The sequence below is a fragment of the Pseudomonas sp. 57B-090624 genome, assembly GCF_003234055.1.
GTDB classification, from domain to species: domain Bacteria; phylum Pseudomonadota; class Gammaproteobacteria; order Pseudomonadales; family Pseudomonadaceae; genus Metapseudomonas; species Metapseudomonas tohonis.
Map to the genome: position 1 here is coordinate 65902 of NZ_QKRU01000027.1, position 18759 is coordinate 84660.

Consider the following 18759-nt stretch of genomic DNA (forward strand, 5'->3'; position numbering starts at 1 on the left):
TTATCGGGTAGAGGATTTGCCGCGCATACGTGCCTGGCGGCGAATTTCCTTGGCGGTGTCGTGCTGCACCATGGCCGGGAACGAGGTTCCGTCCGGCAGGTTGATCTGAAGCGAACCGTAGTCGGCCAGCGAATTGCCAGAGCCAGCCAGCGACGAGGGCGAGATCAGCGGTATGTTAGGACGGGTGCCGGCGGTTGCCAGGCCTCCCTCGGCGAACCCTCTGCGCAGCCTGGCGGTAAGCGAAGACATCGTGTTCTGAAAGCCATTGCGTCGGATGGTCTCCAGGAATGACAGCGCACCTGGCTCGTTGACCACCTCCTTCGGCTGCACGTGCTCATCGGCATGAACCACACCCACAGGCAGATACTTCCCGCCAGGCCCAGTCCAACCGCCGGCGGCATAGCCCTCCGGGAACTGGCTGTACCCCGTGCCGTCAGCGCTGACGTAGTACTTCCCGCTCTTCTCCAGTACCGGCGTAACCGGAACCGTGAGCTGCTGCTGGAACTGCTGCGCCAGCGTGGCGATCTGGCTCTGCACGACAGTGGCGGCCTCTGCATTGAGCTCGGGCGTCACCTCGGTCGGAGGGAATTGGCTGAAGCTGGTCCCGTCCTGGAACGCCTGCGGCTTCTTGAGCTGCGGCTCGACGACCATCTCCTTGCTGACGTCAGCGCCGAGCTTCTCCGCCTCCTTCTTGGTGGTATCGCCCTCCGTCGGGAACGACACCTTGCTGTCACCCTGCAGCGCCATGGCCTGCTGCTGATCCGTACCGGTAACCAGCGGGTTGAGCTGGAACTGGAAGATCTTCCCGGCCTTGGTGGCCAGGTCCTGCATTTTCGCCAGGACCTTGTTGGCCTCCTCGTCGGACATAGTCACGGTGATCTGGACGTTCTTCAGCTCATCCAGGCCTTGTTGCAGGTCGGATATCTTGCTGCGGATTTCCTCCAATGACTTGTCGGCCTTGGCCTTCTCCAAGTCAGTGGCCGCGAGCTCGATCTTCTCGAGCTCCTTGGCGAAGCCGCGAAGCCCCAGCGTGTTGCCCCCGGCCTCCTCGATGGCGAGGATCACCTTCAGGGCTTCGTCGGCCCGCTTCTTCGCCGTGGTGAAGTCACCCTTCTGCAGGGCCTGGCTGGCAGCAACCTTCAAGCGCTGGGCGGTGCCGTAGGTGTTCTTCGCCTCAGGCGCGCCGCTGAGAGCCGTCTGAGCATCGGCGTACTTCTTCTCGATCGAGGCCCGTTCATCGCGAATCTTGCCCAGCCTGGTCAGAGCATCCTTTTCCAGCTTCTCTTGAGCCTTGATGTTCTTTTCCAGTCCCTTGACGAACTCAGCCCGCTCGCCCTCCGCCTCGGTCCGCGACTTGCGCAGCTCCTCCATGTACTCGGCATTTGCGGCCTTGGCGTCGGCATTGCGCTGCTCCTGGAGCTTTCGCTCTTCCTCCGTAGAGCCAGTCATTTCCTTGATGAGCTTGGCGCGGTAGTCCTGCCACTCCTTCAGCTTCTTCTTAAGCTCATCGTCGGTGTACAGGAGATCCAGCACACCGACCCCTTCAATCGCGTTCTCAAGCCTGCGGATCTCCTGTTCCGCGCGATCTACCTCGGAAATCTGGCCAAAGAGGCGAGCGACGCTATAGGTCGCACCGTTGATTCCCTCGGTCACATTGGATAGCGCAATAGTCCCCCAGCTTCCGAGGCGGATAAAGGCGGCACCAATCGTGTTCAGATTCTCAGCGGTCTTCGGCTCGCTAATCGTGTCCCCCAGCTCCTTCATCTGATCGATCAGCGGCTTGGTCTTAACACCACCAAGCGCCAGATTTATGCGGTCTTTCAGCACCACGAATTGACCGCCCACGGTTTGCGGAAGCTGCTGAGCCTCGTCGGTGAGTTTCTGCCATTGCGGCAACAAGGCATCAACGATCACAGAGGCAGTCAGCTTTCCCTCGGACGCCATATCGCGCAGAGACTGGACCGGGACTTTCATTCCATCAGCCAAAGCCTTCAGAAGACGCTGCGAGTTCTCCGAAACTGCGTTGAACTCCTCACCCCTGAGAACCCCAGAGCCCAGAGCCTGGGAGAATTGCTGGATCGTGGAAGATGCTTCGCTCGCAGAAGCACCGCTGATCCTCAGCGACTTCGCAACGATATCGATCACTCTCCCAGTGTCTTCCTGGCTCCGGCCCATGGCCTTGAGCGGCACATTCAGGCGCGCGTAGAGCTTCACGGTGTCTTCGAGCGGAACCATGTTCGTAGTGGCGATTTCCCGGGTGATTTCCTGGGCTCTGTTGAATTCCTCTTGGCTCGATGTTGCCAGTCGCAGCTGGGCGTTCATGTTTTGCACGCTGTCAGCTGCCTGAACGTAGGCACGGAAGGTCTGTGTTGCAGCAAGCCCAGCACCAGCAAGGCCGGCATACTGCCCAAGCGAGACGCCAGACAGTCGACTCGAGGCGCCCTTCTGTTGCTCGCCATTCAGGCGCGCCAGCTCTCGACGAGCCTCCTCCACCTGATTGGTATAGTTCCGCTGAGCAATGGCCAGTTCGTTGGCGGTCAGGGTTCCCGACGCCTTGAGAAGGCGAAATTGCTGCTCCAGCTTCTGAATGGCCGTCGTTGCCTCGCGGGCACGGTTCACGCCGAAGTCGGCGCGCGCAGCATCGATAGTGTTCTGACGCTGGACCACCTGCAGGCGCTTCTGCTCGGCGGCGAGGGCGCGAATCCCATTGCGGGCAGCATCGGCCCGGCCCGCAGAAAGGTTGGTGGTCAGCTCTTGAGCTAGGCGGCGCTGCTCACGAACGAGGTTCGTCGTGTCGACGCCAGCCTCTTTCAGCTCTTTCTGCATCGTCCGGAGGCGGTTTACCTGGACGGCCTCCTGGCGCTCCAGCTTCTTCAGCTCAGCTGTAGCGACGCGGTAGGAGTTCTGCAGCTGCTCGGATGGGTACTCGGTGCGGATCAGTTCAGCGCCAAGCTCCCGCACCCGCGCACGGGCTTCGGCAGTCGCCTTGCCCATGGCTTCCAGGCCATCTTCCAGAGCACGAAAGGCATTCACCTGACGCAGCGGCTTCTCCACTGCCTTGACGAGCTCGGCGTACTCCTTCCGGAAGCCGGCCACTTCCTTCACGGCCGAATCAAGGTCGGCCGTCAGCCGAAATTCGATCTCGGTAGTCATTTATCAACCTTCAAGGCTCTGAGAAACAGACCCCAGGGATACCGGAGCACATCGTGGTGGCCGATACGGACCAGGGCGCAGATGAGGGAGTCGAGTTGCCTCACCGGGCTTCCATGCGCTTCTGCTGCCGGGCCAGCATTCCGAAAAAATCCGGATTGGCCTCCTTGCAGGCGCTGATCACCTGACGCAGCTCGCTGGGTCGCATCAGCTCGATCTTCTCGGCGGTCAGGTTGGTAAAGACCGGCAAGTCCACCAGGGCGATCTCCTCGAAAAGCACCGCCCCGAGAAGGTCGTTGTCCGGGGCGCGCCCCATCAGTGCTCGCACATCAGCAACGGTGAGCTCGCGCACGATGACCTCGTGCCCGCCAAACTTGTGGGCCACAAGCCCAGACTGTCCCGACATTCTTTCCTCCAGAAAACAAAAAACCCGCCGAAGCGGGTTTGTGGTGTGCATTGGTCAGTGGATCTTTTTTCGGACCTTCAGGAACCACGGCTCCTTGGTCAATTCGTAGGACCCAACGTAGAACCTGTTTTTATTCTCACAGTCGACGTAAACCACGACCTCATCAGGCGGAGAGCTCTCGTTCTCCGAAAGCCCTACGTATGTGACTCGATCGCACTGACCCGACCTAGCGACATAGTTTGCGGCTGCTATCTCACGCTCCTTGATCCGCTCTACACCCTCATCCCCCCACACCTCATATGTCCGAGGGTAGTTGGCGCGGCTGTATTTGCTGAGAGCAGCCTCATCAATCGGCGCCGCGTGAGGCTCAGTAGTCACGGGAATGGTCCCCGAAGAACCGTAATAGGCCTTCACTGCGAAAAGCCCAACAGCCACGAACGCGGCCAATCCAATCCATTCCTTGATAGACCTACCCGCAAACATGGTGCTCTCCTGTTCGATTTGACAGGAATGTAGCAGAGCTGATCTACAGGCTCACAGAGCAACATGTGCACTGTTCAAAACCACATCTTCACAGCGCGCTACTGTGACCGATAGATTCAGATCCCCACTGAATGGCAGGGACAGCCAATGTCAAACCGCCCTCCGAACACAATCACGACGCTCACCATCTGCTACGAGGACTTCGGCGGAGAGATCACCCAGCGCGGAGTATCCGTAACAGACTTCGACGAAGAACAAATGGATGGTCTCTGCCATCTGCGCGAGCAGCGCCGGACTTTCCGGTATGACAGGGTGCTCTCCTGCGTAAACGCGAACACAGGCGAGGTGGTAAGCAATATCAACGAGCACCTGATGTCGAACTACAAGCAGACGCTGAGGTACACGCTCGACCTGCTGTATCGCAATCACCCGGACGCCCTGAAGGTTCTCCTCTATGTCGCGAAAGCTGATGGCCAGGTGAGGGCGCCCGAACTGAAGGTCATAGCCGGCTTCCTCAAGGTGCTCACGCGCGACTTCCGAATCGATGAAAGTGCCGCCAGGGAGCTGCTCTACGCGTTCGACGCGCCGAGCCTGCATGGCTTCAAGGTCTCCGCCGGGAAGGTCGCTTCGCGCGGAAACGCATCAACGACCAGAAGCTTGCTGCTTGCCTGCAGGGCTATCGTTAACACTGGGAAGACCGTCACAGCCGTTGAGCAGGAAGCACTGGATTACCTGGGCAAGCGCCTTCCCATCGAGTAGCAGAACACCAGCGTCGAATGCCATAAGCCGAAGCCCCGCCCTTGAGCGGGGCTCTTCGTTTCCGCCGATCAGGCCGCCGCCTTTTCCTTCCGGATGTGGAAGTACTTGGACTTGCCGGCGCCGACCTTGGTCGGGTCCTGCAGGATCTTGGCCGTGGCTTCGAAACCGCCGAAGTCCTCGGTGTTGATCCAGTCCATGGTGGTGGCCAGGTTGAGGCGACCGCGCCAGAAGCGAGCGATCACGCGTTTCTGGGTACCGGCGGCGTTCTCGCCCTCGAACAGGAATTCGAAGGTCTGGCCGCTGTTGGTCAGGGCCTCGATCACGTCCTCGTTGGCCGATGAGTAGTCGACGCTGACCACGTAGGGAGTGCCCGAGGGGGAAGCCTTGATGGCATCCTCCAGAGCGCCACCCGCGACAGGCTCAAGGCCGGAACCGGTCATCACCCAGTCGTCGAACTCGTCGAAGTCGGTGGTGCCGGCCGCGTTGCTGACGCCGGTGATGGAGAGCGGCAGCTTCGCCAGGGCGATGGTGCCGTCGACGGTGGCCACGTGCTCTTCGCCGGTCACGGTGCTTGCGGCAACGGCGCTCACGTCGCCCCACACCAGGGCGGCCAGCACCCAGGAGTAGATCTCGCGGAAGTTGATGGTGAGGGTCACGCCGGTTGCGCGATCCAGGCTGTCGTACTCGCCGCCCTGGGGGGTGGTGGTATCGGGCAGAGTCAGGGTGTTGGTTTCGGTGGCGTGCGTGATGGTGGACACCAGGCCCACCTTCTGGAACGGGATGGAGCTTCCAGCAGGGCGCAGCTTCAACCAGCCGCCGATGACGACCGTCTCTTTCTCGATTGCCATGACTTAGGCTTCCTGAGTGGCGGCCGGAGTGGCCTTGGTTGCGGAGCCCTTCAGCTTGCCGGCTTCCTCGAGGAAGTCCTTCTGCTTGGGGGTGACCTTGATCTTGGCGCCGACGCCGTAGTCGACGCCCTTGTGGGTGTGTTCGCCGGCGAGCTCTACCTCGACCAGCTGCACGGTTTTTTCAGTGCTCATCGGCGGATTCGCTCCTGGATGATGGTGGTGATGTGGATGGGGATCAGGACGCCGGCGTAGCGCTGGCCATCGCCTGGCGGGAAGGGCTCCGAGGCGCCCAGCGACAGCCCGGTGACGCCCGACGGGAATCCCTGCGGGAACACGCCGGATGCCGGCAGCAGGGCCTGGCAGATATCCAGTTCCATGGCGTCGAGGGCGTCCTCGTAGGTGGCCAGGTCGCACTTGACCAGGCCGATTACGAAGAACCCTGGGTAGGCCTTGATCGCCGCTGGTCCGCGCTCGGGCGGCCGGTTCGGTGCCTTCTGGATCAAGGCGAAAAGCTCGGGCAGCCCGCTCAGCGGCGGCCCCTTCGGTGGCAGCACCTCGTTCAACCAACCGGTCTTCACCTGATGGCCGAGGTTGGTGTTGAAGCCGTTGTCGGTGGTGATGCCCTGGACCTTCGTGATCAGCGCCTGGCGGACGGCGGTGAGGATGTTGCTCATGCGTCCTCCATGCAGGCGGCGGTCACCATGTGCCCGTCGTCCGCGATGACGTCCTCGACGATCAGCCGGCGACCGCAGTGCAGGAAGATCCCGCCCCGCTCCGCCGTCTCCAGCAGCGGCTTGCGCCAGCTCACGCCGACCATGTCCGAACGCATCAGGCCCTCGGGGCCGTTCTGCATCAGGTTGTTGTCGACGATCACCGGCAGGCAGCGCACCGGGGGCGCTCCATTGAGGCCCCGGTACTCGGCCGTGCCGTCGTTGAGGTGCGCGACCACCCGGTTGTGCATGCGGTCGCGCATGTCGGCCCAGGCCATGGTTAGGCCACGGCCGCCGGGGCGGATACGCCGTTGAGGCGAACACGGCCAACGGCAGAGGGGTTGGCAGCCACTTCGGTGGCGGCGCCGACCAGCACCAGCCCGGTAGCCGAGACGTTGGTCAGGGCGCGGCTGGTGGTGTTCATGAACACCGGGTCACCGACGGCCCAGGCCTGGGCGCTGATCTTGGTGAGCTCGAACACGCCCGAGAGCTTCAGGACCACGGGGTCGCCCTGGGCTTCGGTGGTGGCGGCCACGCCGACGAAGGCGCCGACCTTGAGGAGCTGGCCGGACAGAGTGCCGCCGGTGGGCGCCGGTACGGTGATGCAGTCGCCGTGCTGGATGAAAGTCTTCATGTGTCACCTCGAGGAGGGTCAGGAGCAGAAACAGAAAGGGCGCCCGAAGGCGCCCTGCAGGGTTGGGTGGCGACGGATCAGGCGCCGGGGTTCTTGTAGGCGCCGCGGTAGTCGATCCAGGCCGCACCGAAGACCAGGCGCGCCTTGATCTCCATGCCGTCCACCTCGAAGCCCTCACGGGTCTCGGTGAAGACGCCCTGCTCGCCTTCCAGGTAGGCGTACTCGAAGGTATCCACGACGCCAGGAGCGGCGTACAGGTACCACTGGTTACCGGTGATGCGCGCGTCGACGATCACGGTCAGCGAGGCGTTGCGGCTGTCGTTGATGTCAGCGTTCTTGGCCGGCACATAGTTGGAGCTGGTGAACTGGAAGGCCTCCAGCTCCTTGTCCGGGCCCACCACCAGGAACTCCGGCCCGATGTTGAGGAAGGCGCCGGCCTTGGACTTCTGCTTGCGCATGGCGGCGCGGGCGGCGGCCAGAGTGGTGGTGTTGATCGCACCGCCGCTGGCGGCGAGGTTGCCGTGAGCGGCGTCGAACACCGGGGTGCTGTCGGTGAAGTTGGGGTTGCCCAGCAGCAGCGCCCAGACCAGGTCGGACTCGGTCTGCGCGGCAGCAGCGCCCAGTGCTTGCGGAATGCGGGTCAGCGCCCCCAGGTCGTCGTTGACGATGGCTTCCCAGGTGAGCGCGATGATCTTGCCGAACTTGGCCACCTTCAGCGGGGCGCCCTCTTCGTTCAGGGTGCCGTACTTGTACTCGCCGTGCTCCTGCACCTTCTCCAACGCGGAGATGTCGCCCAGGGCGGCGCGGGTTACGGCGCGGAAGTCCGGTACGGTGGTCTCGCGACCCAGCGGGCGCCAGGTCTGGGGAGCCAACTGGTAGGCATCGCGCAGGGTGCGGTTCACGGTGCTGCCGAGCAGCAGCGGGAAGTCGCTGGTGGAATGCATGCCTGCGGCGCGGACGGCCTGGCGGTCGCAACCCAGCGCAGCGCGGGCCACCTCCTGCGGGGTCATGCCGCGGACGCTACCACCTACCAGCTCGATGGACTCGCGCGCCATGTCGATCAGGCGCATGCCGCGGAACTCGCGGCTGTTGTCCTCCAGCTTGATGGTGGGGTTGCAGCGGTTCAGCAGGGCGTTCAGCATCCCACCGCGCTTGGCGGTCAGCACGCCGTTGTCCACAGTGGCGACAACGGTGGGCTGGGTGCTGCGGGACTCGGGCTGGCTCTGCTGCTGACGCTCGGCCAGCAGGTCGAACATGGCAGCGCTGGCTTCAGCCTGGCTGGCGCCGCGCGCGATCAGGTCCTCCGCGACGTCATCGCCCAGACCAGCCTTCTTGGCCATGGCGCGGATGGTGGTGCCGCGCTTGCGCTCGGCCTCGGCGGCATCACGGCGGATCAGCTCTTCGGCCGCGCGTTTCTCTTCTTCGGTCATTTCGGTTTCCTCTTGGGGGTTGGCCACGGCGGCCGGTTGGGCGGCAGGCTCTGCAGCCTCCCGAGTTTCGAACAGGGTGTTGAAGCGCTGGCCGTCGTACTCGGCCGGGGTCTTGGCGCTGCGGATCTTGGCGCCGTCGTCGAAGCCGATCGGCACGATGGAGAGCTCCATGGGCTCCCAGTCCACGGCGCGGTAGATGGGCATGGTGTCGTCACCGCCCTCTACCAGGACGTAGCGGTGCACGGTGTAGCCCACACTGATGTTCCGGAGGATTCCGTCCTTCACGTCGCGGAACACCTCGTCGGCGTCATCGCGCTTGCTGAAGCGCACCAGGGCGTGGCCCTCGCCGTTCTCGAGCCAGGCCTTCTCAACCACGGCCAGTACCGAGCGCAGCTCCCACTGGTTGTGGGCGTTGAGGAGAGGAGCGCCGTTGTTGAGGCGTTCCATCTTCACGGCCGAGTCGCTGACCTCCAGTTCCTCGAGGTAGTAACCCACGTCCCAGTTCCAGCGGCGGCCCTGGGCGCCGGTGGTCCACACCAGCTCAGCGGTGCGCGCCTCGATGTCGACCGTCTCCGGACGCACCGCGGCGCGCAGCGTGAGCATGGGGGTCTCATGCGTCTTGTTCGTCGTCTGCGGCATCTTCCGGTTTCTCTTTGGTGGTGTTGGTGGCGGCCGCTGCCGACCCGGCCGCGAGCACCTTGCGAGGGTCGCAGTCGAGGATCAGCCCGAGGTCGTCGAGCAGGGCGTTGGCGTCCTGGATGTTCTTGGCATGTGCCTGCGGGTCGGTGATGCCGAGCTCGCGCAGGGCATCCGGCCAGGTGACCAGGCCATTGCGCAGGCGCTGCTTCACGGCCTCGATCTCCGACTTCGGATCGACCATCTCGCGGCGCGGCGGCGTCCACTCGGCTTTCACGTCCTCGAGCACGCCACCCGGCAGCAGGGCCTGCGCCTCCATGAACCAGGACCAGACGCCGACACAGAGCTGAGGGATCAGCATCCGCCATTGCCACACGTCCACCCGGCGGGCGAAGTGCAGCCAGCCCATCCGGCCGCTGGAGAAGTTCACGCCCTTCAGGTCACCAGTGGTGAGCTCGTAAGGAACACCCAGGCCGACAGAGATGGCGTGCAGGCCCTGCCAGGCGTAGGAGTCGTAGCCATTGAACGTCGGCGGCGTGCCGAAACTGACGCTTTCACCTTGAGCCAATTGCTGGATGATTCCGGGCTCAACCCTCTCGATGAGCGGAGGCGCCTTACCGGCGCCACCGGTTCCTTCGTCTTGAGTGACGAAGGCGGAAAAGCAGGCGGCGATCTTCGCCTGCTCCATCACCGCGTCCTCCATCTCATCGAAGTTGCGCAGGCGCTGCATCACCGGCGCGAACCAGCTGTAGCCGCGAGCTTGGCCGGGGCGCTTCGGCAGGAAGATGTGGATCACGTCCTCAGCCGGAATGCGGCGAGAGGTTGATGTGCGCCAAGCGTTGTTGGCACCAGGGTGCTGATCGAACAGCCAATAGGCGACTCGCGTGCCGATGGGGCTGAACTCGATGCCTTGGATGATCTCGTTGGCACCGTTGGGGCCATGCTTCTCCTCGTCGAGGAAGTCGGCCTCCAGCACCTGCAGCTGCATCGGCACCGGCAAGCCATCCGAGGACTTGCGCCAGCGCCGGCGTACCAGCACTTCGCCGCCCTCTGGCACCGCCTCCATGATCTTGTGCTGAAGGCCGTAGAAGTTCTCCAGCCCGTCGGCGTCGCAGAGCGTCTCCTCGCCCCAGGCCTTCCACAGGTCCATCAGCTTCTTGTTGGCGCGGGCTGACTTCGCCATGGGGCGCGGGACTATGCCGGCGCCGACCACGTTGTCGGCGATGCCGGTGACGGCGCGCTCCGCGTATGGGTTGTTCCGGCGCAGATCGCGCGCGCGGTTGCGCAGGCGGGCCAGGGCTGGGCCAATCTCGGCGTTGGCGTCGGTGCTGCTGCTGCGCCAGCCGTCGTTGCGGCGGCCCTTGGCGGCCCCCTCGAAACGTCGCTCGAAGATATCGATCTGCAGATCGATCTTCTTTTTCCGCAGGCGAGCTTCTGCGCGTTTCGCGGCACGGCCGGGAAACAGGTTGTCCATGAAGCCCATGTCAGTAGCCTTTCGAGAAGGAGGCGTAGCGCCTTCCCCCGTTGTTGTGGGAGTTCAGGCCGAGCTCGCCTTCCATCTGGCGGAGGATGCGCATCATCTCGTCCACGCTGCGGTAGGTGACGGCGCGGTCGGCGTAACGCACCTGAAGCTCGCCGCCGGCCAAGGCGGCCTTCAGGGCTTCGTACTGCTCCAGGGTGTAGGCCATCAGTTCTTCTTCCAGTAGGAGGATTTGGCGCGAGGCCGTTCTTTGGTGTTGTCGATTGCGGCCTCGCCACCTGGCTCTGGCTTCACAGCCAGCGCATCAAGGTCCAAGCCGAAGCGTTGCTGGCTGATGCGCAGCGCGGCAATGGCGCCGACCAGGCAGTCGAGCGCTTCGTTGCGGCGGCCTTGGGCATCCCAGCGATGCACGCGCAAGCCATTGACGACCTTGGGGACCTTGACCTCGGAGGTGAGTTGCCTGACCTCGCTCTCGTCGCAGATGTCGCCGTTTGCCGGCAGGTGGATCACGCCAGGCTGGCATACGCCGGCCTGCGACTTTGCGGTATCGACCGGCAGCTTGAGGCGGCTGTAGATCAGCTCCTTGGCATTGTCGGTACCGATCTCGGTCAGGTAGACCTTGGCCTTGTTCTTGGTGCGCGGCATGTTGGCGATGGGCTTGCCGTACTGGCTGGCACCCTTGGTCGGAATGACCCAGAGCAGGCCGTGCTTGCGGCTGGCTGCGTACACCTCGTCGGTGTAGTGGCCGCCGGAGTCCCAACCCCAACGGTCAACCTTCATCACTAGGCCGTCCGCACGAGTGAACTGCCGCTGCAACTCGATGCCGGCCTTGCGCTGCAGCTCCTCGCTGGCGGGGTCACCCATGAGGATGAAGCGGTAAACCAGCCAAGCCTCTTCGCCTTGGCCAAACGCCCAAACACGGCCTTCGAGGCGGTCGTCCTGCGTGTCGATGAAGCCGGTGAGCACTACGGCAAGCTGCGGAACCTGACCAGTCCAAACCTCGCGTCGACCATAGAGCTCTTCCCAGTCGACCTTGGACTGCACCTCCTCCCACATCTCGCCAAGCGTGGTGTTTGTAAAGGTGATCAGCTTCTCGCGGTCGCCTTTGATCTTCAGCCACTCTTCGGCGATCTTCAGCCAGGCCGACCAAGTGCTGTAGATGGCCCAGCAGTAGAAGGCGACGGACTTGGGCGTGCGGATCGGTTGGTCGTCCTTGTCGAACCAGTCCATTGAGTCGCGCGTCCAGATGCCGGTGACATCGCAGATCCAGCGGCCGTGCGGAGCTGCTGCCACCATGTCCTGGTGGTAGAAGTTCTCGGCGCAGCACTCGCACACGTACCAGGCTTTGGTGGCCTGACCGAGCTCGTCCTTTTCCCACTTGAGGCCGTAGCCACAATCCTTGCCGCCGAACTTGAGCGTTTGCTCGTGCTGGCAGTGCGGGCAAGCAACGTAGAAGCGAAGGCGGATCGGCGACTCTTCGGCTGCCTTATTGATCTGGCAGCTGCCGGCCTTCTTGGGCGTGGAGCCGCGGATCGACTTCGGGTAGGTGGCGCCGTCGAGGCGCTTGTCGCCCAGGGTGACGGCATCGCCCTCGCCCTCGATGTCCGGGTCGAAATTCGACAGTTCGTCGTAGATCGTTTCGTCAGCTGACAGCTCGCGGTAATTGCCCGAGGCGGTACCGCCGCGAATCCACAGGCTTTTGCGGTTCGAGAAGGTCTTTGCTTCGATGGTGTTGTCGCGGTGCTTCTTGCCAAACCAGGGCGCCAAGTCCTTGATCACGGGAACATCACGGATCAGGCCATCGACGTGACGCTTGCTGATGCCCTTGGAATCGGTGTCCGTCGGGCTCCACATCACGATATTGCGGCGCTTGTGCTGCAACTTGTAGCCGATGTTGGCCATCAGCAGCTTGGTGTAACCGATCCGCGCCGACTTCACGAAGTTGACGACGGCGATCAGGTCATTGCCCATCGCGTTGAGGATGGCGACCTGAAACGGGTCAGTCGTCCACTTGCCTTCGTGATACGAAGACTCGGACGACATGTAGAAATGCTCGTCGGCCCACTGAACCGCAGTCATCGGCGGTTCTTTATACAGCCCCTGCAACCCTAACCGTACGGCCTTGCCGAGGTCACTGATCCAAGGTTGCAAGGTACTCATCGAGGTATCCCGGAATTTCGTCGCCGAACTGAGAGGCGATGTTGCGGGCCAGGGCGATCTCGCGCTCCGTGGTTTCGAGTATCCGAGCGTCGATGTCCGGGTGGCGGCGGCTTACGGTCTTGCCGACGGTTTCGAGTTTGGAGCCGATCTTCGAGGCGATTTTCTCCAGGGCGAACGTGACGAAGGGAGCTGGTATCAGCAGCTTGTCGTTCACCTGGTTTTTCTGCTCGACGGCGTAGGCCTGGGCCGTGGTGAGACGCAGGCGCTCCTGCATCAGCTTGTATTCGATCAGCGGATCGAGAACCTCGCCATCCGAACCGCTGGGTTGGTGTTTCTTCGCCGCGTTGTCGAGGCGGTTTTGGACCACATCCTGCACGCGATAAAACGCCTCACGACCAATACGGGCGATTGGCTCAACGCCCCATTTATCAAAGGCTTGCGGGGAGATGCCGAGCGACTTTGCCATCTCGGATTTGTTCAACCATCCCGGCTGCCTGGTTGTTTCGTTTTTGGCCATGACTAAACAACAACCAACCCCTGAAAAAAGGTCATACATGGATGTCGAGCGAGGCTCGAATTACCCTCATAGGCCACCCCCTCCGGGAGGACCCAAGACCATAGGGGTTCTCTATCGTCGCCGGGTGGCCATGGCCTGCGCCATCGCAAGCTCGAACTGGCGCGGCAGCTCACGCTGAGCGGTTCGCTCTGCGATCTCGAAGAAGTTGAGGGTCTTGCGGTACCGAGGCGTGCGGCCTGCGAAGGCCAGCACCACACGCAGGCCTGACCTGCCATTGCCTGTGCGCTCAGCCACAGCGAATGGCTCACGCTTGGCGTTGTGCATGACGAAGTAGCGCTTGGCATTGCCCTTGGCCCTGCTGCGCTTGCTGCCCGTTGCGTTGGCGCTGTAGCCCTCCTCAGTGAAGAGCGAGGCGCCGGAGATGATCTTGTTCAGCGTTCCCTTGGGGATATTGCCGTAGGCATCCAACTCCATCCTGCTGCCAGGAACGATGTACTGGCCTTGCTTCAGCACGCCCTTGCGCCTGAGCATCTTCTCGATGCCCTTGTCATTGCGTGGGCCACCATAGATCTCGGGCGTTAGCCAGGTGGATGCAGCCCTGCCCTTTCCCCACGAGCCCTCACGGCCCACGACATTGCCTTTGCCGTTCACGCTGCGGCCATCCTTGATCCATACGCGAGCCTCAAACTTCTGCTTGGTGGCGGACTGGATGTAGAGGCTGTTGAGCGTGGCTGGCGTGGGCCTATCGAACACCACACCCATTTCGGCGCGGATGTCCTCTGCCACCACTTGGGCGGTACGCGTCAGGGCTAGAGCAGTGGCGAACGGGAGTTGATTGCGCTCCAGATCCGTAAGCCGTGCCATGGCCTGCTCGAGGCCGGTCGGCTTCACGGTGATCATGGTCAATTCCTTCGGCGGTCAGTTCCGTCCCAGTGACTGGTCCAGTTGACCTGGACGATGCGAGCCACGTTGCCCCGGGCCAGCCATACCAGCACCGAAAGCCAAACCAGCACCAGGGCCAGCCATGGCGAGACAGGCTCGACGGGCTTGGCGGCCATCAACTCCAGCAGCACGGTCAGCGCGAAGCCCCCAGTGCAAAGGGCCAGTCCGTAGGCGCACAGGCCTATCCAGAACCGGTAGCGCTCACCGGCGTGGCGCCAGGTAAAGATGCGGATGAAGATCGCAGCGCAGGACAGCGCCGCCAACAGGGTCCATAGATCAGCCATTGCTGCCGCCTCCTCTACGGTCGAGAAGAGACCGGAGCCACTCCGGCATCTTCCCGCCGCGAATCCACTCGAGGATGGTGATCGAGATCGTCACCACCAGCGCGGCACACACGAACGATGCGCCGCCACTGGTTCGAGCAGCGCCAACCCCGATCAGTTCGGCGGAACCGTAGTATCCAGCAACCAGGCTGACCAGGAAGTAGCCGATGCGCTTGTAGATGCTCAGGTCCGGTGCGAACAGCACGAAGAGCAGCGAGCCAGCCAGAGCACCCATGACAGCGTTCAGGTCCAGGCCGGCCCAGGCCGCCCCGACAGTTACGCCCGCGGCAACGCCGCCCAGCACTCCAAGGCTCGGCTCTGCCATGTGGGTCACTCCATGAATAAAAGGCCCCGGGAGGGGCAAGGGCGCTGCTGCTGATGAGGGGAGCAGCGCAGAGCAAGATGGGGCGCTGTGCGCCAGAAACGAAAAAGCCCCGGCGGGATGGCCAGGGCTTTGTCGGAGTCGGTCCTCGCAACGCGTAAGATCGACAGGATGGGATTAATATCGCTCAAGCGCTCACGGGTTGCAACCCGTTATGCCGCTTCGGTGAACAGCACCCCTTCGGCTTCCAGAATCTCCCCTGCGGCGATAAGCGCCTCCTCCACCATTTCATCCAGGCGCTTGCGGACGTCTCCCCTCCAGCGCCGGCGAGTTTGCTCGGGCCTTGCGTCCAGATCCCAGGTGTTCATGTCGTAGAAGCTCTTGGGCAGCACGATCATGTCGCACGAGCGCTTACCATCCACGCCTTTCATTTGCGGGATGGCCCATGCCGTTACCGCCTTCTGAACGAACAATTTCGGCGCGTGGCTTGGGATCAGCGGGCAGAGCCGCCCGATAGCAGCCACCTTCCTTCCCTTGTGGGTGCCGTACCGAGCGGCCAGTACATCCCAGTGCCTGGGCTTGAGCTGGCTGTGCAGACGGGCAAATACCCAGCAGTCCACGTCGGTTCGGTTCAGGCCAGCTCCATCGGTGCCCATCAGCGTGGCGAAGTCGTGCCCATCCTCGTGCCCAGGCCTGTAGAGCTTCTGCCATGCCTGCTTGGCGGTGTTGTCGATCGTCTCTGCCGCGAGAGCGGAAACCACCGCAGCGAGTACTGATGCGTAAACCATGGTCATCCCCCTTAATCTCCGGTCCAGTTGCCACCGCCGATCCCAGCGGGGTTCCTCTTTCCTCTGTAATCCTCGTGCGGGCCGCCCTTGCTCTGGTGGCTGCCTTCAAGCTGCGCCAGCCGGCGGTCCCGCTGATTGAGGCGGAGGCGCAGTTGCAGAACCAACACCTCGGCGGGCAGTGCCTCGCCTGTTTCCTTGCTCACCATCCCCGACGCGCCGCAGGTGTTGCACTTGAGGTCGTGAAACAGGCCTTTGGTCCACCCCTGCCCAGCGCAATCGGAGCAGGCCGCCAGGTCGATAACCTCCAGCCTCCTACCTGGCCCGTGACGCTTCGGAATCACCCCTTCACCGCCTGGGTGGGCGGCATGGCCATGTAGCCGTTGATGACCTCGATCGCCTCGTTGATCCCCCGGCATACCAGGGCCATGTATCCCTGCAGCTCTACGCTCATCAGGTACGAATGCTGGCTCTCGGTTACCGGCGAGTCGTGGGGCGGGGTTGCCTTGAATTCGATGTACAGGCCGAAGTAGCCACCCCTGGCCATCGGCAGCACGATGTCGCTGACGCCGGCCTTCACGCCCTGCCCCTTCAGCTTCGCGGCGACTGCCTTGACACGGTGGCCACCATTAGGGACGTGGTAGGCCAGCTTGAATGCCTGCGGGTGCTGGAGGGCCAGCCACTTGAACAGGGAGGCCTGCTCCTTCCCCTCATAGTCCACGGAGGGGCGGCGGAAGGCATGGGTCGATACCAGGCGCTTACCCGACATGAGCCACCTCCCGCGCCAGCTCGCGCTCGATCCACTTGGCCGCGCCAATGGCGGTGGGGAAGACACCGAAGCTCCTGCCATCCGCCATCCGGGTCCTGTACATCCAGCACGGGAAGCCGTCCTGGGTGCCGAACTCTGCGATCACCGCGTGGCCGCCCTTCTCTTGCCGGTACTGCTCCACACGGACCCAGCCCAGCGCCACCAGCTCGGGGTCGTGCATCTTGAGGTTCACCGTGTAGCCGTCCGGGTGGCGCTTGTGAGTAAGCGGGCTGATCCCGCGCCCGCGCCTCACGCCATCACCTCGTCGCCATCCAGCCAGGCCAGGAAGCCGGCGGGGATGTCATGACCGTCGGCGGCGAGGATCTTGGCGCACTCGGCGAGGAGGTCGTCCTCTCGACCGTAGCGCGCTACAAATCGCGCCTTGTTGTGATGTAGCGCGACACCCTCGCCGCCGGTCTGGTGGTGCGGGCCGCAGAGAGGGATCACATTCCAGTGCGCGCCCCGCTTCGTGCGCCCGCTGATGTGGTGGATGCTGCAGTGGGTGTTGCCCAGGCGCCCGTCCTTTCGACAGGCGATGCAGCCGACCTCGCTCACCAGCTTGTCGTGCCAACGCTTCTGCTCGGCGGTTACTGCTCTTCCATGCATCATGCCGATACCTCCAGCGCCTTCTGGCTCTCGGGCTCAGGGTCGCCACGAAGAGGCATCAGCGCGCTTTCCTTGTAGGCAACTCTGCCCGGCACCAGCGGGTGAAGGCAGATCCATCCATTCTCCAGGGCGATCAGGCGGCCACTCGGGTGCCCGATGATGTCCCCTTTGGCTATGGGGCAATCCAGCTCCACTACGCTGCCTGCCATGATCGGGCCCAGGTCGATAAGGGTGATTGCCGGATCGCCAGCCTTGAAGTTGCTCATGCCGGCACCGCCTGGGCTTGCTTGTGAGCCAGGATCAGCGGGGTGATGTCGTCGCGCTCGTTGGTGTAGGCGAACGGAGCGCTGCCACCCGGGGCGGTGATCGTGTAGCGGTTGTTCGGCAGCCGGCACAGCGCGATGGTGTAGCCGCACTGTGTTTCCCAGCAGTCCGGGGCGCCGCGCTTCTGGCGCCAGCGAAGTTTGTCAGCCATGGTCGGCTCCTTGTGCTTCAGCCATCCGTGCCGCGTGCCGGGCCTTCAGGCGTTCGTCGTACTGGTTGAGCTCTTCGCGGCGCGCTCGGGCGCGGGCGCCCTTCTGCTCTGCCAGGGACTTCTTCAGTTCCAGGAGGCGCTCACGGAGCTGTGGGGATGGGTTTCCGGTGCGACCGGTGAGCAGGCCGGCAATGGCGGCTCCGTCCTGGCTCACCGGCACGCCTTGCTCACGGAGGTCGGCGAGCAGCTGCTGGCCAACCGGCGCAGGAAGTCGCTGCAGCAGTACGGCCTGCTCGACCGCCAGGGCACGGCGCTGGAGGTCATAGCCGATGGAGAGCGACCACTTGACCGGCTTTCCCTCGCGGCGGGCCGTCTCTACCAGGCGGTCGTAGGCGCTGAGGAATGACATCCGGGCGCCGACCTTGTCGCGCATATCCAGGCTGGGCTTGGCCACCTGCAGCGCTGCCAGGATCTCCTCGGTCAGCATCACCGACTCGAACTCGTCGGATGCGGCCAGGGCGATTGACCAGGCTTCGTCGCGACCAGGGCGGCCATCTGCGGCCTGCACACGCTGCAGGATCGCTCCGATGGTGAGCTTGCCGGTCAGCTCACGGCGGCAGGCCTGCAGCGCAGCGACCACCACCGGCTCCGGGTAGCCCTTCAGGTCGTCGATCATCATCAGCCCGGCGGCCTGGGTCAGCTCCTGGCCCATCGCCTCAGCGGTGGCGAACAGCGACACCAGCAGCTGGTCTTCCTGATCAGGCGTTAGCACTGGCTGCCCTCCTCTCGCGCTGGACCTGCAGGGCGGCCTGGGCTGCGCTCAGGTTAGCCTGGGTCTTCTCGGCCTGCTGGGCGGTGCGCCCGGTGACCTGGGTCTGGGTTGCCCAGGCGGTGCGGTAGGCCTCGGCCTTGGCCAGCAGCTGGCCGAACTCGTGGTAGCTGCGAATCAGGTAGGCGTCGTTGATCCCGACGAAGTAGGCGGCCACCGCCGGGGCTTCCTCGGCCCCGAGGCGCTTCAGAAGGCCGTTGACTTGGGCGCTGATCTTGGCGTTGCGAACCGGCTTGGAGCTGTATCGCTCGAGGTACGCCGCCGAGTAGGCATTCCAGATCGCCCTGCAGGCCTCTTGGCGAGCGAGCTCAGCTTCCTGGCTCTGAGCCTTGGTCGGCCGCTTGCCCTTCCGCTGGCCGGCCGGGACGGTCGGCAAAGAGGGTTGCGGTTCTTTTGATGGTTCTCTTTTGGTTCTATTACGGTTCTGGGTGCAGCTGCTGCGGGGGTGGGGTGCAC

The 18759-nt window shown here is 63.4% G+C and carries 25 protein-coding genes and 1 pseudogene; 1 reads left to right on the forward strand and 25 read right to left on the reverse strand.

Annotated features, from left to right (window positions below):
- The 3 genes from DMX10_RS14705 to DMX10_RS14715 all read right to left on the reverse strand — a co-directional run bounded on the left by DMX10_RS14705 (window position 1) and on the right by DMX10_RS14715 (window position 4039).
- Complete coding sequence (locus DMX10_RS14705) at window positions 1-3153, reverse strand: tape measure protein (RefSeq protein WP_111261773.1); 3153 nt, start codon at window positions 3151-3153, stop codon at window positions 1-3.
- Window positions 3154-3253: 100 nt separating this feature from the next.
- Window positions 3254-3556, reverse strand: a complete 303-nt coding sequence (locus tag DMX10_RS14710) for a hypothetical protein (RefSeq protein WP_111261774.1) — start codon at window positions 3554-3556, stop codon at window positions 3254-3256.
- A gap of 54 nt (window positions 3557-3610) precedes the next feature.
- On the reverse strand, window positions 3611-4039 hold the full coding sequence (locus tag DMX10_RS14715) for a hypothetical protein (RefSeq protein WP_111261775.1): 429 nt from the start codon (window positions 4037-4039) through the stop codon (window positions 3611-3613).
- Between the two features lie 147 nt (window positions 4040-4186).
- Here DMX10_RS14715 and DMX10_RS14720 point away from each other — a divergent pair, with 147 nt between their 5' ends.
- The gene (locus tag DMX10_RS14720; protein WP_111261776.1) at window positions 4187-4798 is read left to right on the forward strand and encodes a hypothetical protein; all 612 of its coding nucleotides are present in this window, start codon (window positions 4187-4189) and stop codon (window positions 4796-4798) included.
- A gap of 68 nt (window positions 4799-4866) precedes the next feature.
- Here DMX10_RS14720 and DMX10_RS14725 read toward each other — a convergent pair whose 3' ends face one another.
- From DMX10_RS14725 to DMX10_RS14830, 22 genes and pseudogenes are all read right to left on the reverse strand, one after another.
- The gene (locus tag DMX10_RS14725; protein WP_111261777.1) at window positions 4867-5646 is read right to left on the reverse strand and encodes a hypothetical protein; all 780 of its coding nucleotides are present in this window, start codon (window positions 5644-5646) and stop codon (window positions 4867-4869) included.
- A gap of 3 nt (window positions 5647-5649) precedes the next feature.
- Window positions 5650-5838, reverse strand: a complete 189-nt coding sequence (locus tag DMX10_RS14730; RefSeq protein WP_111261778.1) for a hypothetical protein — start codon at window positions 5836-5838, stop codon at window positions 5650-5652.
- Window positions 5835-6320, reverse strand: a complete 486-nt coding sequence (locus DMX10_RS14735; RefSeq protein WP_111261779.1) for a hypothetical protein — start codon at window positions 6318-6320, stop codon at window positions 5835-5837. Before DMX10_RS14735 ends, DMX10_RS14730 begins: the two co-directional genes overlap by 4 nt.
- Entirely contained in the window at window positions 6317-6634 is a 318-nt protein-coding gene (locus DMX10_RS14740; RefSeq protein ID WP_111261780.1) for a hypothetical protein, read from the reverse strand. Before DMX10_RS14740 ends, DMX10_RS14735 begins: the two co-directional genes overlap by 4 nt.
- A 2-nt stretch (window positions 6635-6636) precedes the next feature.
- A complete protein-coding gene (locus DMX10_RS14745) occupies window positions 6637-6990 on the reverse strand; it encodes a DUF2190 family protein (RefSeq protein ID WP_111261781.1) in 354 nt (117 codons plus the stop codon).
- Between the two features lie 77 nt (window positions 6991-7067).
- Window positions 7068-9023, reverse strand: a complete 1956-nt coding sequence (locus tag DMX10_RS14750) for a prohead protease/major capsid protein fusion protein (protein ID WP_111261782.1) — start codon at window positions 9021-9023, stop codon at window positions 7068-7070.
- Between the two features lie 7 nt (window positions 9024-9030).
- The gene (locus DMX10_RS14755) at window positions 9031-10539 is read right to left on the reverse strand and encodes a phage portal protein (RefSeq protein ID WP_111261783.1); all 1509 of its coding nucleotides are present in this window, start codon (window positions 10537-10539) and stop codon (window positions 9031-9033) included.
- Between the two features lies 1 nt (window position 10540).
- Window positions 10541-10744 carry a phage head-tail joining protein gene (locus tag DMX10_RS14760; RefSeq protein ID WP_021217952.1) on the reverse strand — a complete coding sequence of 68 codons (204 nt, stop codon included), beginning with the start codon at window positions 10742-10744 and terminating at the stop codon, window positions 10541-10543.
- Window positions 10744-12696 (reverse strand): phage terminase large subunit family protein, encoded by a 1953-nt coding sequence (locus DMX10_RS14765; RefSeq protein WP_111261784.1) that lies wholly within the window; start codon window positions 12694-12696, stop codon window positions 10744-10746. Before DMX10_RS14765 ends, DMX10_RS14760 begins: the two co-directional genes overlap by 1 nt.
- A complete protein-coding gene (locus DMX10_RS14770) occupies window positions 12668-13213 on the reverse strand; it encodes a terminase small subunit (RefSeq protein WP_111261785.1) in 546 nt (181 codons plus the stop codon). The genes DMX10_RS14765 and DMX10_RS14770 overlap by 29 nt, the downstream gene beginning before the upstream one ends.
- Before the next feature lie 111 nt (window positions 13214-13324).
- The gene (locus DMX10_RS14775; RefSeq protein ID WP_111261786.1) at window positions 13325-14113 is read right to left on the reverse strand and encodes a hypothetical protein; all 789 of its coding nucleotides are present in this window, start codon (window positions 14111-14113) and stop codon (window positions 13325-13327) included.
- Between the two features lie 2 nt (window positions 14114-14115).
- A complete protein-coding gene (locus tag DMX10_RS14780) occupies window positions 14116-14439 on the reverse strand; it encodes a phage holin family protein (RefSeq protein ID WP_111261787.1) in 324 nt (107 codons plus the stop codon).
- Entirely contained in the window at window positions 14432-14803 is a 372-nt protein-coding gene (locus DMX10_RS14785) for a putative holin (protein ID WP_021217629.1), read from the reverse strand. The genes DMX10_RS14780 and DMX10_RS14785 overlap by 8 nt, the downstream gene beginning before the upstream one ends.
- A gap of 209 nt (window positions 14804-15012) precedes the next feature.
- Entirely contained in the window at window positions 15013-15588 is a 576-nt protein-coding gene (locus tag DMX10_RS14790; RefSeq protein ID WP_111261794.1) for a hypothetical protein, read from the reverse strand.
- An 11-nt stretch (window positions 15589-15599) separates the two neighbouring features.
- Window positions 15600-15929 carry a hypothetical protein gene (locus DMX10_RS14795; RefSeq protein WP_178082956.1) on the reverse strand — a complete coding sequence of 110 codons (330 nt, stop codon included), beginning with the start codon at window positions 15927-15929 and terminating at the stop codon, window positions 15600-15602.
- A complete protein-coding gene (locus DMX10_RS14800; RefSeq protein WP_111261788.1) occupies window positions 15926-16354 on the reverse strand; it encodes a VRR-NUC domain-containing protein in 429 nt (142 codons plus the stop codon). Before DMX10_RS14800 ends, DMX10_RS14795 begins: the two co-directional genes overlap by 4 nt.
- Window positions 16344-16646 carry a hypothetical protein gene (locus tag DMX10_RS14805; RefSeq protein WP_111261789.1) on the reverse strand — a complete coding sequence of 101 codons (303 nt, stop codon included), beginning with the start codon at window positions 16644-16646 and terminating at the stop codon, window positions 16344-16346. Before DMX10_RS14805 ends, DMX10_RS14800 begins: the two co-directional genes overlap by 11 nt.
- A complete protein-coding gene (locus DMX10_RS14810) occupies window positions 16643-17002 on the reverse strand; it encodes a Ref family recombination enhancement nuclease (RefSeq protein WP_256604815.1) in 360 nt (119 codons plus the stop codon). The genes DMX10_RS14805 and DMX10_RS14810 overlap by 4 nt, the downstream gene beginning before the upstream one ends.
- Window positions 16999-17265 carry a hypothetical protein gene (locus tag DMX10_RS14815; RefSeq protein ID WP_111261790.1) on the reverse strand — a complete coding sequence of 89 codons (267 nt, stop codon included), beginning with the start codon at window positions 17263-17265 and terminating at the stop codon, window positions 16999-17001. The genes DMX10_RS14810 and DMX10_RS14815 overlap by 4 nt, the downstream gene beginning before the upstream one ends.
- Window positions 17262-17474 (reverse strand): hypothetical protein, encoded by a 213-nt coding sequence (locus tag DMX10_RS14820; protein WP_111261791.1) that lies wholly within the window; start codon window positions 17472-17474, stop codon window positions 17262-17264. Before DMX10_RS14820 ends, DMX10_RS14815 begins: the two co-directional genes overlap by 4 nt.
- Window positions 17467-18246 (reverse strand): hypothetical protein, encoded by a 780-nt coding sequence (locus DMX10_RS14825; protein WP_111261792.1) that lies wholly within the window; start codon window positions 18244-18246, stop codon window positions 17467-17469. The genes DMX10_RS14820 and DMX10_RS14825 overlap by 8 nt, the downstream gene beginning before the upstream one ends.
- Window positions 18233-18759 (reverse strand): annotated as a pseudogene (locus DMX10_RS14830) (helix-turn-helix domain-containing protein); the annotation flags it as partial. The gene DMX10_RS14825 and the pseudogene DMX10_RS14830, both read right to left, overlap by 14 nt.